General features: G+C 51.3%; 12 protein-coding genes. 7 read left to right on the plus strand and 5 right to left on the minus strand.

The genetic code is table 11. The features are described from left to right. Positions 1 to 403 precede the first annotated feature (403 nt). The 4 genes from VLX68_08855 to VLX68_08870 all read right to left on the minus strand — a co-directional run bounded on the left by VLX68_08855 (position 404) and on the right by VLX68_08870 (position 3259). Positions 404 to 1321, minus strand: coding sequence for a hypothetical protein (locus tag VLX68_08855; protein HUI92338.1), 918 nt, complete (start codon positions 1319 to 1321; stop codon positions 404 to 406). Between the two features lie 152 nt (positions 1322 to 1473). Then, positions 1474 to 1995, minus strand: coding sequence for a hypothetical protein (locus VLX68_08860; protein HUI92339.1), 522 nt, complete (start codon positions 1993 to 1995; stop codon positions 1474 to 1476). Positions 1996 to 2161: 166 nt separating this feature from the next. Then, the gene (locus tag VLX68_08865) at positions 2162 to 2581 is read right to left on the minus strand and encodes an AgmX/PglI C-terminal domain-containing protein (GenBank protein ID HUI92340.1); all 420 of its coding nucleotides are present in this window, start codon (positions 2579 to 2581) and stop codon (positions 2162 to 2164) included. Positions 2582 to 2728: 147 nt separating this feature from the next. Then, on the minus strand, positions 2729 to 3259 hold the full coding sequence (locus VLX68_08870) for a hypothetical protein (GenBank protein ID HUI92341.1): 531 nt from the start codon (positions 3257 to 3259) through the stop codon (positions 2729 to 2731). A gap of 124 nt (positions 3260 to 3383) precedes the next feature. Here VLX68_08870 and VLX68_08875 point away from each other — a divergent pair, with 124 nt between their 5' ends. Next, on the plus strand, positions 3384 to 4682 hold the full coding sequence (locus tag VLX68_08875) for an integron integrase (protein ID HUI92342.1): 1299 nt from the start codon (positions 3384 to 3386) through the stop codon (positions 4680 to 4682). Positions 4683 to 4756: 74 nt separating this feature from the next. Here VLX68_08875 and VLX68_08880 read toward each other — a convergent pair whose 3' ends face one another. Then, positions 4757 to 5839 (minus strand): PrsW family intramembrane metalloprotease, encoded by a 1083-nt coding sequence (locus VLX68_08880; protein ID HUI92343.1) that lies wholly within the window; start codon positions 5837 to 5839, stop codon positions 4757 to 4759. A gap of 854 nt (positions 5840 to 6693) precedes the next feature. On the opposite strand from VLX68_08880, the gene VLX68_08885 reads away from it, so the two are divergent. The 6 genes from VLX68_08885 to VLX68_08910 all read left to right on the plus strand — a co-directional run bounded on the left by VLX68_08885 (position 6694) and on the right by VLX68_08910 (position 15237). Continuing rightward, on the plus strand, positions 6694 to 8037 hold the full coding sequence (locus VLX68_08885) for a hypothetical protein (protein HUI92344.1): 1344 nt from the start codon (positions 6694 to 6696) through the stop codon (positions 8035 to 8037). Positions 8038 to 8316: 279 nt separating this feature from the next. After that, entirely contained in the window at positions 8317 to 9240 is a 924-nt protein-coding gene (gene map, locus VLX68_08890) for a type I methionyl aminopeptidase (protein ID HUI92345.1), read from the plus strand. Continuing rightward, positions 9237 to 10448 carry a GTPase HflX gene (gene hflX / locus VLX68_08895; GenBank protein HUI92346.1) on the plus strand — a complete coding sequence of 404 codons (1212 nt, stop codon included), beginning with the start codon at positions 9237 to 9239 and terminating at the stop codon, positions 10446 to 10448. The genes map and hflX overlap by 4 nt, the downstream gene beginning before the upstream one ends. A 421-nt stretch (positions 10449 to 10869) precedes the next feature. Further along, entirely contained in the window at positions 10870 to 11991 is a 1122-nt protein-coding gene (locus tag VLX68_08900) for an acyltransferase (GenBank protein ID HUI92347.1), read from the plus strand. A 358-nt stretch (positions 11992 to 12349) separates the two neighbouring features. Then, positions 12350 to 13246: a DUF58 domain-containing protein gene (locus tag VLX68_08905; GenBank protein ID HUI92348.1), complete on the plus strand. Its 897-nt coding sequence runs from the start codon at positions 12350 to 12352 to the stop codon at positions 13244 to 13246. Continuing rightward, positions 13243 to 15237, plus strand: a complete 1995-nt coding sequence (locus VLX68_08910) for a BatA domain-containing protein (protein ID HUI92349.1) — start codon at positions 13243 to 13245, stop codon at positions 15235 to 15237. Before VLX68_08905 ends, VLX68_08910 begins: the two co-directional genes overlap by 4 nt. Positions 15238 to 15307 lie beyond the last annotated feature (70 nt).

Genomic DNA, 15307 nt, shown 5'->3' on the forward strand with positions numbered 1-15307 from the left:
GGATAAGTACCTCGAAAGAAGACGAAATAGGTTAACCCGAGAACGCTTTCTGAAAAATCGTCCGTCCGGTCAAATAAAAGCGGATTGGGCGGTCAAATTGAGCCGGATTGACCGGTCATTTTGATCCGGATTCGTCGGTCATTTTGAGGCGGATTTGGCGGTCATTTTGAGGCGGATCGGTCAGGCTATAACAATAAATAAGCCTAATATTATTGTTAAATAAATTGTGATACGTTTTTTGGTCATTTTATTTCCATGGCTAACGCCGCGCTAATATGCCGGACTACGACCGCATTTTCCCTCCGCAAACCACGAATCTTTTATGAAGAACCAGCCGACCGCGAGCCACAGGTGTTTGCAAATGCGGACGGTCATGATTTAGCGCGTTGTTAGGCGTTCTCCATTAGTATTCCTTAAATTGTATTCTTATTATACTTTCTTTAATTGGCTTATATTTTACTTGTTTCAAAATAGGGCAAACTGCAACTGTATCATTAACAAATTTAAACCTGGCTCCGCCCCCTAAAGTTAAATTGAACATTGAATTTAGATTGCAAAAAAAATGGATTTTATGATCTAATTTATTATAAATCCAATACTCATAAATTTCTTTTTTGCAATCCTTTGAAATAATTGGGCTGCAAGAATAGCTAAATATGACTATTTTCCCAGATTGCCCATCATAATTAAAGTCGCTTGGAAAACCAGTAGGTTTCTGAATAAAAGAAATATTGAAATTGGTATCGTTTTGAATTAAATATTTATTTGCATTTGATAATTCAATGTTAGTTGTTCTACTGTCTAAAAGATTAAAAATATTTACCCATTTTTCTCTTGAATCTATTCTGTTAATTACCAATAAATTCCCATAAAAAAATGGCCCTCCACCAAAATTGTAACCAATATTCTTTTCAATAAAATCTATACTATCAATTAATTTACCACTATCGGCAGAAAACTTATGTAGCTTTGTGCCGAAATAAACGTAAAGATAACCATTCAAATATTTTAAATCAAGAGCGGATTTATTGAATTTCCATTTTATTTCTCCCTTATTATTGCATTTATATATTTCGGGTCCAAATTCGAAGTAGACTGAGTATTCACTGTCAACATCAAAATTAGTGATTTGTCTATTAAAGCAATCGTTCATTTCTGTTCTCAAGCAATTTTTACAATTACCATACTTAATTGAGAATATTGTATCAACAGTAAATATTGCTTTATTGTTTATTAATAATTCTCTTGAGAAAGGTAAGTTACTCTCAGAGTAAAGGCTTGTAGTTAAGAATAGTAATGTAAATAATAATTTCTTATTCATTTTTATCTCGCCTAACGCCGCGCTAATTTGCCGGACTACAACCGCATTTTCAGCTTGCAAACCACCAATCTTGCTTGAAGAACCGACCGACCGCTAACCAAGGGTGTTTGCAGATGCGGACGGTCATGATTTAGCGCGTTGTTAGGCTTTAATTAGTGTAAATTGCTTATTATTACAGCAGCCAATATTCCACCAAGTATTCCACCTAAAATTGAACTCGTTATTATTGTGGCATTTTTAGTATGATCCTTATTAACTCTTTCTTTCAATTCTATGCTATCTACCGAATTTGATTTTAATTCCTTCTTAAATTCTGAACTATCTTGGAAATTGCTTTTTATTAATAATGCAGTTGCTCGATAACAAGAACTTAAGAAATCCGGCCTTCTTTCTTCGATAATATTTACCACGTCTGCACCACAATTGCACGCTTCCTTTCTAAATATTTCAATTGCATCATCTTCACCGCATGCAAAAGAAAAACCGCTGTCGCCGACCTTAACTCTACCAATAATTTTCACTGAAGTTGAATCGATACGCACATTTTTAACTACATTAACATTACAATTTGAATTCTTTTTATTATTATCGTATTTATATCCATTTCTTATAACAATATGCGTACATCCAATGCCAAGCAATAGAATTGCAAATGAAATTAAAACGTATTTCATTTATTTCTCCTTTTTATGAGCCTAACGCCGCGCTAATATGCCGGACTACGACCGCATTTTCTCTCCGCACGCCACCAATCTTGCTTGGATAGGCGAGGGCTGGCACGCCAAGAGTGTTTGCAAATGCGGACGGTCATGATTTAGCGCGTTGTTAGGAGTTCTTTCTTCATTTCGTAAATACAAAAGGGTATGTTACTTCTGTGACATCATCCCGTTTCTCTATTTGGTCAAAATTTATTGAATTTATTATTACCAATATTTTGGAATCAAACCCGGGGCTATTTGAATTGGATTCAGTAATCTTACTTGATGTAACAACTCCCAAATAGTTTATCTTGAAGAATACAACAACCTTCATATAATCCGGATATTTGTCCTTAAATTCCTCATTATATAATTGCCTTACTCTTCCAATATTTCCCATTATCCCTTTCATAAGATTCTCTCGGCTTCTACCACCAGTTAACGCTCCGCCTTTTACAAATCCAGGCTTAGCCTGTTCTGAATTGGTTGAATTCTGATGGATAGTTTTGTTTGTGCAGCCAAGGCAAAGAGGTAAGAGCACGAGAATTAATATGGATTTCATTGTTTTCAATTTTACTCCTAACGCCGCGCTAATATGCCGGACTACGACCGCATTTTCTCTCCGCACGCCACAAATCTTGTATGAGCAACCGACCGACCGCGAACAAAGGGTGTTTGCAAATGCGGACGGTCATGATTTAGCGCGTTGTTAGCCGGATTTCTTTTGTATTTTTGGTAATATAAAATTGTAATCTAGAAATGAAGAATCCTTTAAACAAAATGAATATAGCCTCAAGGAATCTTCATCGTTGAAAATGGCCTCGATTTTGCAATTGTTTCTATTATAGGCTTCGGAGTGCCATGGAAGACAAGGGATCCTTAATGTAAAACAATTATTAATAACAAAACGGCCTCCACCTCCAATGCAAAGAAAATCCATACGATCTTTCTTAGAGTAAGCCTTCTCGACATTTACCTCTTTTATTGATTCAACAAAAATCTGTGGTAATATCCTTATTGTGTCATATTCATAAACATACTTACGAGCTCCTGGTTCACTTTGGGCAGATTCTTTTTCTTTTGATACAACCAATAATTTTACTGAATCAATCTTCATTGATATAAGATGTTTGTAGGATATTCCCTTATATTTGTTTGGACTGCAATTAAAGAGTACCAATGCAAATGAGATGAATATTGCAGTAAAACAATTGTTGTTTAATGCCAGCTTTGTTATCATTATTATTTCTTTTGATATTGGCTAACAGATATTAGTCTTTAAACGACATAAATAATTAAGTCGACAGACGACATAACAATAATTATTTTAACCGGTAAACCATCCACCTCCCAAGGATACACTTATGACCCTTCATCAGTCAAGTTTGCTCTTGACAGACTATACCGCCACTTTGCAAAAACTACGTGTTCCTGATAATAAAAGCAAGTTCTACGTCTTATGGGTCAAGCGGTTTGGGCGGTTTCTCAATGGTGTTTCATTTGAGCAGGCATCTCCCGGGATGGTGGAAGCCTTTCTGGATGACCTCGCCACCGATCCGAAAATCGAGGAATGGCAGGTTGACCAGGCGCGTGAGGCGGTGATGATCCTTTTTTCCGATCTTCTCAAAATGAACCTGCATTACTCGGGGTTCCGGAAAAATGAGGGGTTCAAGGATTCACTCGCCCCTGGAGATCGTCTCGAAACGCTCCACGGCCGCCTGCTCGGGAAGGTCGTTTCGGAAATCCGGGTCCGCCATTATTCCCTCCGTACCGAGGAAGCGTACCTGGCCTGGATACGGCGGTTCATCACCTTTCACGATTTGCGGGACCCGCAGGACCTCGGCCCTCGCGACATCGGGAAATACCTGGATTTTCTCGCGGGCAAGCGCAATGTTTCGGCGGCAACGCAGAACCTTGCGCTTAATTCGCTCGTGTTCCTGTACAAACAGGTTCTCGGAAAAGATCCCGGCGAATTCGGCGATTTCACGAGGGCGAAAACGGGTTCTCATGTTCCCACCGTGCTTTCCAGGGACGAAATCGAGCGGTTGCTTGGAAACCTTGACGGCGCGTATCGGACCATGGCGGGGATTCTCTGGGGGGCGGGCCTCCGCGTGATGGAATGCGTGCGGCTCAGGATACAGGACATCGATTTTGACCTGCGCAGGATCGTCGTGCGGGATGGCAAGGGCGCAAAAGACAGGATCACCATGCTTCCCGCGCGGTTCGTCGCGCCTATCAAGGAGCAGATCGGTGTGTCCAGAAAGCTGTTTGACGACGATAGGGCCCACAAGGTCCGAGGCGTGTATCTCTGGCCCGCCATCGAGCGGAAGTTTCCCAACGCCGGCAGGGAATGGATTTGGCAGTATGTTTTTCCGTCGGAAAGGCTTTCGGTCGACCCGCGCACCAGGAGCGTGCGGCGGCACCACCTTGATCCCAACGTGCTCCAGCGCCGCATCAAACGCGCCGCGCTTGATGCGGGCATCGCCAAGCGCGTGAGCTGCCACACGCTGCGCCACACCTTCGCCACCCAGCTTCTGCAGGCGGGCGCAGACATCCGCACGGTGCAGGAGTTGCTGGGCCATTCCGATGTGTCAACAACGATGATCTATACGCACGTGCTCAACCGGCCCGGCTTGGCGGCGGCCAGCCCGGCGGACGCCTGAGGCTGGAATCCCCCCGCGGACCGTTGCGTTTACAAATGCGGACGGTCATGATTTAGCGCGTTGTTATGTGGAAATTAGATTTTAATTAAATTGTCTTGACTTATTCCTAAAAAGTATTTTGCAAGAATCGATTTTTCGAATTTCTCTTTGTCATTTGTCTTTATTTTATTAATTTCGCTATCCATTTCGTCTACATTTATGTACCCGATTTTTCTATAATCGTCTATATAATTTCCAGAAAACAGTGAATAAAGATTGCCATTTTCATTTAATTTATAATTTTTTGTTATTGCATCATAATTTCCTGAGAAATAATGAAAGAGCCAAAATATTGAATCTCTTGTTGCAATTATCTTTCCACAATTAGCACATTTAAACAATTTAGCTTTCCCAATTTTATAGTAATTCTTCTTATCATTATTGCCGCAATTAATACAAATTGCTTTTTTACTCCCATTTGGAGTTTTCAAATTATTAACATATGATTGAAATGAGACTTTTCTATTTAATGCAGTTAAATATGAAAAGCAGAAGAATATTTCTTTCCAATAATATCTGTACAATACAAATAAAACAATCCATCCCAAACCAATAAGTATTAAAAAATCAAAGGTTCCATGAAGAATAGAAGCGAAAACGAAAGCTCCAAATATTGTATTTATTTTATACCCCAAATTATTATATAGATATATAGCCAAACCCATAACTGCCGAAAATGCAATATGCATTGGTGTTGATATTCCTAATCTAATAAACAAAAGAGGTAAATTCCCTTGCTCTTTCGTTGCATACATTATGTTTTCTATTAATGAAAACCCTAATGTCAAGCATGATATATAAATAATATAATCAATTGGTTCATCTAAATCTTTTGATAAAAATGGAAGCAAAACAACAAATGTGATAAGTTTAGCAAATTCTTCAACCGGTCCTATTTTAAAATATGCATCCAAGAAATTATTTTGAAAATTATACCCAATATTTTTAAATAATATATAAAGTCCAATAGATATTAGTACGGATATTATTCCACCAATTACCGTAACAAATGACATTTTAACAATTGGTTCTTTTTCAAATATATCGTGATCTCTAATGTAATTAATTGAAAAAGCACCCAAAATAAACGAAATTACAACTGCGATATATTTTATCATTATTTCTCCACATAACGCCGCGCTAATATGCCGGACTACGACCGCATTTTCAGCTTGCAAACCACCAATTTTGCTATGAGAACCAGCCGCCCGCACGCAAAAGCTGATCGCACCCGCGGACGGTCATCAGCGAGCGCGTTGTCAGCAGCTCTTTCATTGCTTTTTAGTGTTGTGGCTATGGATTTACTTAATTTGCTTTAAATTTTCCCCAATTGCTTGGAGGTATCGGACCAAAATAGGGAAGATATTTGTCTATCAATCTATATCCAATACTGTCGGCTAAGGCCATTAATAGTGTGTCTTTACTAAACGATTTTACCCAATTTTTATAAATTTGACCATTTAATGAAAGGGTATCTGATTTCCATAGGTATGAGCTTGCGTATCGTTGCCAAGAAGAATCTGCGAAAATGAGGTATGCTATTAATGAATCTGTTCTAATTGTTATTATTGACTGAATTAATGTGTTGGAAAATACGGTGTCAGTTTCATAGGAAGAATAGATTGCCGAATACCCGTACCAATACCAGTTTCCAATTAGATTTTCAGTGTCGATGCTTGAGATGGGATTTGAATTGTTTCTTGTACATCGTGCAAAGAATAAAATACCCATGAGACAAATTATGCACAAGAGCGACCTATTCATCCTTTTCTCCTTTTTTACCGCTGACGGGTGTCAGTTTACAAACTCCATGATGTCAAATCATCATCGTTACTTTTACCGCTTTTCCGCATATTCAACTTTGAATATAATAATCCCGTCATCCAATCACAAATCAAGCCCTATTTCTTATAAAAATCCGTAAAAATTATATATTTTGTGCAGTCAGGCGGTCTTATACGGAAACGGCGTTATGAGGCATGCTGCGATTAGTGCGGTGTCGTTGGGCATGATTTTATGCCTCTTGATTATCGTCGCCCATTCGCAGACCATAAAGCTCGGGCCCGCGGAACTTATTTACAGCGACGCCGCCCTCAACGGTAAAACAATCATGCCCGGTGTAAGGCCCGGCGGTTCGGTGCGCACCATCACCGTTGACAACGGCGACCCGCCGCATTTCATCATCGACGCGCCGCTCAGCACGATCAGAAACGGCACCGCCATGGATTTTCTCGTCAGCAACTGGCAGGGAATCGACAAATGCCTCGGCACGCCGCTGGACCCTTTCCAAAAAAGATACTGGGGCCTTCCGCGGGAGAAGCTGTGGATGAATTCCTCGGTGTTTCTCAAGGACCGGGACACCGTCTCGGGCGGGGGCGGGGGCGCGGAGTATTGGCGGGACGTGCCGTGGATTTCGAATGTCTATAGGGTGCAGGATGACGGGGTCCCCGGAATCGGAAAAGGAGACCTGCTCGGGTTCGCGCACGTGGAGTGCTCGAAGGTGCCGAAAAACGGCGCCGGGTTTTACCGGAAGACTCTTTACAAAATAGGATTGGCGTTCTGCCGCGCCAAAGACGGCGCGGCGAAATGGGTGTATTGTTCGGACATCCTGTTCACAAAAGACCGGTACGGCGAGGAAATTTCCGATTGTAAAAAATATCCCTGGGGCAACGGCATGACGTGCCCCGGCTTTCTGCTCCATAACATCGGCGGGGCCCCGTACATAGTGAAAAACGATTCGTTCTACGTGTACTTCATGGACTGGGACACCGCAGACACGAAATGGAACGCCAGGCACTGGCCCGCGCGCATCTGCGTCGCGCGTGCGCGGGTGAAGGACGCGCTTGAGGAAATTTCAAAACGGATCGCGGCGCCGCCGGTCGCCTGCCCGCCTCCGTTTTCCGATTTGTGGAGAAAGTTTGACGGCAGCGCATGGTCGATCATGGGCAACAGCGCAAAAAGTGCGGGCAGGGAGGTGTTTGCGCCGTACCATGGCGACCCCGGCCTCGACATTCACGGCGACGCGGCCTATTGCGGGCCGCTTAAAAAATATCTGATCACCGTTGACATGCCGGGCGCGGGAAAGCTGCTGCTCTATTCTTCGAAGGACGGCCTGCATTGGGACGGTGCGCCCCTGGAGCTCGACGACGATACGGCATGGCGAATGCCGCATTCCTGTTTCGCAACGCTTGCATCCGACGCGTCAATTGATTGCCATGAAGTGGGAAAGCAGTTTTATGTGATTTGGCCGCGCACGAAAAATGCAGACCCGACGGTCCAGGAATTGTGGAGACGGGAAGTTGATATCGTCAAGTAATAGGTTTTGTCTGGTGGGGGAGTCTCCCCCTGGGGTGCAGCTTCCGCCGCTGGCCCGGAGGGCCGGGGTGAGGTCATCCTTGACGCACCACATGTCCGGTTGGCGCCAATGCAAGTTATTTACTAATAAGAACTTCGCCGCCGCGTTAGGGGCGACTGGAGGCGCCGGAGCGCGGTGCTGCCCGGCCGACCCCGCAAAGCGGGGGAACGTCCAACTTTTTTAAAACTCACTAATACTGCGATTACTCTCGCCTCTACAACCAACTATTTTTATCTAACTATGCAATCCGTCCCCAACCGCAACGCCCCCTGCTACTGCGGCAGCGGCAAGAAATACAAGAAATGCCATATGCTGCTGGACCAGAAGTCGGGCGCGGCGCAAATAAAACCGAAGCGCAGGCTCGCCAAGACGCAATCCGAGATCGAGGCCATGCGCGGGGCCGGCGCCTTCAACGGCGAGCTCATGGATTACATGCGGCGGTTTGTCAGGGCCGGCGCATCGACCCTGGAGCTCGATACGCTCGCGCACGACTACACCGTGCAACACGGCCATACGCCCGCGTGCCTCAATTACAAGGGTTACCCAAAGTCAATCTGCACGTCCATCAACAACGTCGTGTGCCACGGCATCCCGTCGGCGCATGACGTGCTCAACAACGGCGACATCGTGAACGTCGACCTCACCACCATCGTGGACGGCTTTTACGGCGATTCGTCGGAGACGTTCATGATCGGCGACGTGGGGGAGAAGGCCAGGCATCTTGTGATGGTGACGGCAAAGGCGATGCTGCTCGGCATTGCCGCATGCAGGCCGGGCAATCATCTGCAGGCCATTGCCCGGGCCATTGAGCCGTATGCGCGGGCGCAGGGCTGCTCCGTGGTGCACCAGTACACGGGCCACGGCGTCGGCACTCAGTTCCACGAGCACTTCAGCGTGTATCACCATATCGCGACCGACGGCGACGACGTGGAGCTCGAGCCGGGCATGACGCTCACCGTGGAGCCCATGATCAACCTCGGCGGATGGGAAGTAGTCACCGACCCGCGCGACAAGTGGACCGTGCGCACCAAGGACGGCTCGCTGTCCGCCCAGTTCGAGCACACGGTGCTCGTCACCGGTGGCGCGCCCGAAATCCTCACGCTCACCCCGTCGCAAAAGAAGGCGGGCGCGGCCATCATCGTGCCCGGCATGGACCTTTCATGAAGCCCACCCGCCTCTTCGACACCGATGTTCCCCCGCCCTCAGAGCGCGTGATCCTTGCCGGGCTGTTTACAGAAGGGACCGATCCGGAGCTGTTCGAGATTGACATGAAGGAAATGCGCATGCTGTGCGCCACCGCGGGCGCCACCATCGCCGAGACCGCGGTGCAGCGCCGCGACGCGCCGGTCGCGTCGACCTACATCGGCACGGGCAAACTGGAAGAGATCCGCGGGCTCATGAAGCGGCACGGATGCAAGACCGTGGTCATCGACGGCCAGCTGTCGCCCGGCCAGGTGCGCAACATCGAGAAGATCGTGGAGGGCAAGGTGATCGACCGCGCCCAGCTCATCCTCGACATTTTCGCCAAGCACGCGCGCACCAACGAGGCCCGCATCCAGGTGGAGCTCGCGCAGATGAAAACGCTGTACCCGCGGCTCACGCACGCGTGGACCCACTTTTCCCAGCAGGTGGGCGGCATCGGCACCACCGGGCCGGGAGAAAAACAGCTCGAGGTGGACCGCCGGCTCATCAAGAAAAAGATCAGCGACCTCAACGACCGGCTCAAGGCAATCGAGAAATCCCGCGCCACGCAGCGCAAGTCGCGCGCGGGCGAGTTCAAGGTGACGCTCGTGGGCTACACCAACGTGGGGAAATCGTGCCTGCTCAACGCGCTGTCGGGCGCCGACGTGCTCGTGCAGAACAGGCTTTTTGCCACGCTCGATACGGCCACGCGCCGTACGTTCATACAGGGGATCGGTGAGATCGTCATCTCCGACACGGTGGGCTTTCTGCGCAAGCTCCCGCCCGATCTTGTCGCGTCGTTCAGGGGGACGCTCGAGGTGGTGTCGCAGGCCGACCTGCTCCTCATCGTGATGGACGCGGCGAGCCCGTGGTCGGACCGCCAGCTCGCGACTGTCAAGGAAGTGCTCGCCGACCTCGGCGCCGACCACATCCCGCACCTGCTGCTGTTCAACAAGATCGACCTTGTCGCCGATCCGGTCGCGCGGAAAAAACTTTCGGTCAATTATCCCGACGCGCTGCTCGTTTCCGCGCTTTCGCCGGATGACATGGCCGTGGTGAAGGAGCATGTCGCGGAAATAATCAGGACGTATAAAAAAGACGCCGCCGCGGCCGACATCATAGCGAAGAAGACGAAGGAACTGAACAGGGATCCGGATGAGCCGGCGGGATTGCCCTGGGAAAATAGATAAAATTTTAATTCAGAGTTGGGCGTTCCCCTCGCCTTCGTCAAGACTCAGGCTCGGGTCGGCCCTCCTTCCGGTCCACCCCTTCGGGTGCTTCTCCCTCGTCAGGGATTTCCAAGGGTCACAAGGGTCGTCGTCCTTCGGCCCGGCCTCCAACCCGCCTGACGCACCGGAATTGGCAGTATTGCCGGTTTTCATCATCCCCCTTGTCAAGGGGATGGCGCCGGAGGCGGAGGGGGATGGACCACCGCGGTCGCGTTGCGAAGGGGCGACGCCTCGGGTAATCGGCGACCCGGCCGATGGGCATAGGGCGGTCCGGCAACGAGGCGAACAGCCGAGCCCGGAGGGAGACCGACCATAGCCCGCGCTTCAGCGAGGGCGAGGGGAACGCCCAACTTAATTTATCAAATCAAAAAGAATCATTTTTATGCAAGCACCACAACTTTTATCCAAGCCCCGCTACTCCATCCTCGACGGCCTGCGCGGCGTGGCCGCGGTCATGGTGGTGATCTTCCACGTTTTCGAGGCGCATGCCCGTGGCCATTTTGACCAGATCGTAAACCACGGATACCTGGCGGTCGATTTCTTCTTTGTCCTCTCCGGCTTCGTGGTCGCCTATGCCTACGACGACCGCTTCGTCTCCATGGGCGTCATGGGTTTTTTCAAGCGGCGGCTGGTCAGACTCCATCCCATGGTCATCATGGGCTCGGTCGTCGGCGCGGCGCTCTTTTACTTTGGAGACTCGGTGGTGTGGCCGGACATCCACAAGGTGCCGGCGTGGAAGATGCTCGGGATGACGCTGATCGGTTTTACCATGGTGCCGGTGCCGGTCTCAATGGACATACGCGGCTGGCGGGAGCTGTACCCCATCAACGGACCGGCCTGGACCCTGATGCTTGAGTATATCGCAAACCTTTTGTACGGGCTTGTCATAAGGCACTTGCCCAAGTGGGCGCTGGGGGCGCTGGTGTCCGCCGCGGGATGCGCGCTTGTCAACCTTGCGGTGTTCGGCCCCCACGGCGACGTGGTGGGCGGCTGGTCCATGACGGGGGAGCAGCTGAACATCGGGTTCACGCGGCTCGTGTATCCGTTCTTTGCCGGCCTGCTGCTTTTCCGCATGGTAAAGCTGATAAAAATCAAACACGCCTTTTGGCTGTGCAGCCTGCTCATCGTGACGGTCTTTTGTGTGCCGCGTATCGGCGGCGCCCATCATCCCTGGATGAACGGCCTGTACGAGTCGTTTTGCATAATCTTCATTTTTCCGCTTATCGTGTTTCTGGGGGCAAGCGGCACGCATGAAGGGAAATACGCCTCACGCGCGTGCAAGTTCCTGGGCGACATCTCGTATCCGATTTACATCACGCACTATCCGATAATTTACTGGTACACCGGGTGGGTCGCCGACAAAAAACTTTCCTTCGGCCAGGCATATCCCGTCGGGCTGCTCGTAGTAGTATCCAGTATCATTCTCGCATATTTGTGCTTCGGGTTTTATGACGTGCCGGTGCGGCGGTGGTTGGGGAAAAAGGTATTATTAAAAAATGAATAAAATAATTTTTATTGCGGGGGAGGTCTACCCCTTCGGGTACTTCCAAGGGTCGTCCCCCCGGGGTGCAGCTTCCGCCGCCTCCTTGACAAGAAATAGAATCAAAAAGGCGGCGGCGATCCGCACACGCACCCCTCTTTGGCGCCGGTGCCCCCGTGATTCGCAGGCACGCTTAGTGGCCGGCGAGACGAAGGTGGCAGCGCGAGCTTTACACGGTGGAGAAAGGCAAGTATTATAGCAATTTCGGAAAGATGTTAAGGCTTTTACAAATGCAATAATTGACCTATTACGGCGCGTCAGGCAGGACTGGAGGCGGCCAGGGGGAAACGCGAAGCGGTGCCCCCACCAAATGAGACTTGTTATGAGTAATCAAATATCATTCCTAAAACCCGAACACCTCGCCCCGATCCGAAACCTCACCCTTCGGACCAAGGCGATCGTCGAGGGAACCATCGCGGGACTTCACAAAAGTCCCTATCACGGGTTTTCCGCGCAGTTTCTCGAATACCGGCCCTACCTGCCGGGCGAGGCGGCGCGCCGCATTGACTGGCGCAAATACGCGAAGACCGGCCGGTCCGTGGTGCGGCTGTACGAGGACGAGACCAACCTGTTCGCGTGGCTGCTTCTTGACAAAAGCGCCTCGATGACGTTCAATTCCACCGCGGCGATGAGCAAATTCGAATATGCCCGGACGCTGGCCGCGTCGCTTTCGTGGATCCTCGTCCGCCAGCGCGACGCGGTGGGGCTGTACGCCTTCGACAGCGGCGAACACGTGATGCTGCCGCCGCGCTCCACCAACACCCAGCTCAAGGCCATACTCACGCGCCTCGAAACCATGGCGCCCGGCGGGACCACCGCCATTGCACGGTCGCTGTCGCGGCTCGCGGAGACGATCCGCAAGCGCGGGCTGTGCATCGTCATCTCGGACCTGCTCGACGAGCCGACGGCGATCATCACGGCACTGCGGCATCTGCGGTTCAAGCGCCAGGACGTGATGGTGCTGTGGGTGCTCGACCCGCTCGAGCGCGCGTTTTCCGCCGCCGGCGGCCTTGACGTACGCGACCTTGAGACGGGCGCCGGCGTCGCGGTGGACGGCCTCACCGCGTCGGAATATTTTTCCCGGGGCATGCTCGGCCACCAAAAGGCGATCGAGGACGCGTGCCGGTCGCTGAGGATCGGGTTTGAGCCCGTGGTCACCAGTGAACCGTTCCAGAAGGCGCTGTTGCGCGTCTTGGCAAAACGGAGGCGGCTGTTTTGAGCGGAATATCCTTTGTCCATCCGGAATTTCTCTGGGCGCTTTCCGGCCTGGCCATCCCGGTCATTGTCCATTTCCTCAACCGCAAGCGATCACGGCGGCTCGAATTCTCCACGATCAGGTTTTTTTCAGCCGGAGCCGTTTCCACCAGCAGGATGCGGCGGATCAAGCGGCTTCTTCTGCTGCTCGTGCGCATGGCGGCGATAGCCGCGGTGGTGGTCATCTTCAGCGGGCCCTATAGTGCAAAAGACCCCTTCATGGTCCTTTCGAATCCCGGCGCGTCGGTGTACGCCTTTGTTGATCCCACCATGAGCATGGACTACCGCGACGCGGGAATGCCCCTGTGGAAGAAAAGCTTTTTCCTGTGCGATACGCTTTCCCAATACCTGCCCGCGGCGGCGAAGCGGTATTTATACAACGAAGGACGGTCCGAATTCGTACAGGTAAAGTCATTCGGCGCGCCCCCCGAACCGTTTGTCAGGCACGGCCCGGCGGACATTGACAAAATGGCGTTCGCGCTCCCCGGTTCGACCGGGCGCGGGGCCGGCATGGCCGCGCTTGCGGTGTTGTCTGATTTTCAGCAGAACATCGGCGGGCCGCTTGACACCATGCTTGTCCGCGTTTCTTTGCCCGTGCTTCTCGTGAGCGTCGCCCCTTCGGAGCCCCGGAACTGCGGCATTCGGGACGTGTCGCTCTCGGCGGCCAACCGGTCCGTGATAACGGTGCGCGTCGCCTGCCAGGGGAGAAATCTTGACAGTGCGGGAATATCGGTTTCCGCCGGCGGCATGCGCTGCGGCCGCGCCGCGGTGAGCGCCGGTCCCGGCCGGGCCGAAAACGTGCCCGTGACCGTCACCGCCGATTTGCAAAACCCGCTCGGCACGGTCACGCTCGACTGCGACGACCCGTTCCCGGCCGACAATGCATGGTATTTTGTGCGCGGCGGGGGCGGCGCCCTGCGCGTGCTCGTGGTGGGCGAGCCGGACGAATGCTTTCCCGTCGCCGCCGCGTTCAATTCGCTGGGCGCGTCGCAATGGGCGGCCAAGAGCCGGCAGGCCCATATCGTATCGTACGACGACATCGATTCCGCGGCGCTCGTGGTGCTTTGCGGGGTGAGGCAGCTGTCGCCGCCGCTTGCCATCCTGCTGCACAACCGGTCGTTCGGCCAGAAGGCGATCCTGTTTTCGCCGGCGACCGACAGCGCATACGCAAATGTAAACGGGACGATCCTTCCGGTGCGCGATCCCGCGTCATGCGCCGTGGTTTATGACCCAAAGCCGCACGCCGTTGTCCTGCCCGACACGGTGTCCCAGTTGTTTTCCGGGTTCAAGCGCCTCAAGGACGCGGACGCGGCGGTGTCCCGCTACTGCACCGGGCTGCCGGGCGGCGCGCTGCTGCGTCTTGACAACGGCAAGCCCTTTGCGACCCACCTCGTCGACTCCATGGGGAATTCCTGGGTGATGGCCGCGGCGCCGCTCGGCATGGCGCGCGAGGCGAGGCCCGGCGGAGCCCTGTTCGAAACCGGGCTGTACGTGCCGCTGCTTGACAGGCTGGCAAAGTTCGCGCTGTCGGCGATCCAGAAGGGACAGCAGTCATGGGTCGCGGGCGTTCCCGCGAAAAACCCCTTTTTCGGCGCCAAGCGCGGCGCGCTCGTGTTCGACGCCGCCGGAAAACTCATTTCGCGTTGGTCAAGCCAGCCGCTCGTTGCGTTTTCGTCGCCCGGCCATTACCGCATCCAGCCCGACGGCCAGCCGTCGTTCTGGGTGGCGGTTGAAATGGACACCGCAGAGGCAGACTTCACGTACAGGGCGCCCGTCATCCCCGCTTCAAAAGCCGCGTCGGTAAAATTCCTCTCTTCCCGGCAGTTCGGGGCGTTTGTAAAATCCAGACGGTCTGGTTCTTATTCACAATGGGTCTGGATTGTTCTGGGCTTGCTTCTTCTCGCAGAGGTGTTTTTGTGGGAGAAGAAACGAATGCCTTCAAGTTTGCAAAAATAAAAGTATCTGGTGGGGGAGGGCTCCCCCTCGCTTTGGCCCGGTCGCTCCTCGTTTTTACCTTTTGTTTCCC

The sequence above is a fragment of the Chitinivibrionales bacterium genome, from assembly GCA_035516255.1.
GTDB lineage: Bacteria > Fibrobacterota > Chitinivibrionia > Chitinivibrionales > FEN-1185 > FEN-1185.